General features: G+C 55.9%; 1 protein-coding gene and 2 pseudogenes. All 3 read left to right on the top strand.

Translation table 11 applies throughout. The annotated features are described in order from the left end of the window. Positions 1 to 222 (top strand): annotated as a pseudogene (locus tag B5F88_RS19345) (translation initiation factor 2); the annotation flags it as partial. A 133-nt stretch (positions 223 to 355) separates the two neighbouring features. Next, positions 356 to 1,246, top strand: a complete 891-nt coding sequence (locus tag B5F88_RS19350; protein ID WP_242959898.1) for a toprim domain-containing protein — start codon at positions 356 to 358, stop codon at positions 1,244 to 1,246. Between the two features lie 74 nt (positions 1,247 to 1,320). Beyond that, positions 1,321 to 1,671 (top strand): annotated as a pseudogene (locus tag B5F88_RS19355) (hypothetical protein); the annotation flags it as partial.

The raw sequence follows: 1,671 nt of genomic DNA on the forward strand, positions 1-1,671 counted from the left end.
GCCAGAGAAACGGCTCGGACCGGCGTAAAGCTCACCCAGCGGGACTTCGTCCTGGGCCTGATCGAGCAGGCGCTGGCGGAAGCCGAAGCCAGCCTGGCCCCACAGGAGGGCCCTGAGAGCACCGAGGAAGCCCCGGAGGACAACGGAGCCGCCGGTACCACCCCAGACGCCAGCGAGGCCAGCACGGAGGCGGAGAGAGGCACAGCGGACATCGAACAATAACACAAGGAGTCAAAGCAAGGGGCCGGAGGACACATCTCAAGCAGATGCGTCCTCCGGCCCCTTTTTTGTTTTTCCTAGAAGGGGGGTGAACATGATACAAACGTCAGAAAAAACTCGTTTTACAGAGGCTGAAATGGCCACTGTCCGAGACACGGACCTTCCAGATCTGCTGATCTCCCTGGGCTACCAGGTGAAGCGGATCGGCAGGTACTACACCACGCAGGAGATGGACAGCATCCGGATCAAGGACAGACGTACCTGGTTCCGCTACTCAGAGGGCATCGGCGGAGATGCCATCACATTCCTCCAGCGGTTCTATAACAAAAGTTTCCCGGAGGCCGTGGAGTACCTGCTGACCTGGCATGGCCGCGCCCGTGACTCTCCCCCGGTGAGCACTCCGCGGCAGACCAAGGAAAAGGAGGAAAAGGTCCCCTTTACCCTCCCCCCTGCCAACGTGGATCACCGCAGGGTGTTTGCCTATCTCCGCAAGCGTGGGATCGCACCCCAAGTGATCCGGGGCTTTGTGGAGGCTGGATTGCTGTACGAGGACGCCCAACATCACAACTGTGTCTTTGTTGGCCGGGACCAATCAGGAGCGCCGGTATTTGCCAATCAACGAGGAACCTATGATTGGAACGGCAGCAGCTTTAAGGGGGATGTCCCAGGCAGCAATAAGGACATCGCATTTCGACTTTACTGCAGCAAGAAGCATGATGCAGTTCTTGTCTTTGAGGCCCCAATCGACCTGATGAGCTTCTGCACCCTGCACCGGAAAGTAACCTCCAACGCGGTGGCACTGTGTGGGCTGTACGAAGGAGGACTGCGGACCTATCTGCGAGACAACCCACACATACGCCGGATTATTCTGTGCCTGGATAACGATGAACATGGTCGGCAGGCAACCCAAAAGCTCCGAGAAATGTTCTCCGCAGAGGACTATGAGGTGTCTCAACAACTTCCGCCACAGGGAAAGGATTGGAATGAGTATCTGCTGCAGCGAAATGTGCTCCGGGAAAGGGGGTGACAATTTTCAAAAGAAGAAATAACAATATCATTTCCGGCAAATCAAAAGAAAAATTGTTGTAGGAGGAATCCAGTATGAAACGCATTTTGACTACGATGTGCGCCCTGACCCTGCTCCTGGCGGCATCTGTCCCTGCTCTGGCCGCTGAACCGGAGCAGAGTGCCAGTTACTACCCCACATCGGTAGAGGAGTATATGGAGGGAGACAGCCCCAGGATCAAGAAAGTGTACCAACTGTCCCTGGCAGATGACCCATCCCAGATTCCCACCGAGGATTTTGAGCGGGATGGCCGCCTCTATTATCTGCTGGATATGATGCGGAAGGACGAGGTTGGGGTGGACATCCAGACCATCACCCAGACCAAAACTCTGGCCAGTGAAACCAACAATATGGAGAAGATCCTCCAGAGTCTGGAACCGCAGATG

It is taken from the genome of Flavonifractor sp. An306, from assembly GCF_002159455.1.
Taxonomy (GTDB): Bacteria; Bacillota; Clostridia; order Oscillospirales; family Oscillospiraceae; genus Flavonifractor.

Coding starts and splice junctions, on each gene's coding strand:
- B5F88_RS19350 (WP_242959898.1), top strand. CDS start 356: ATGGCCACTGTCCGAGACACGGACCTTCCAGATCTGCTGATCTCCCTG.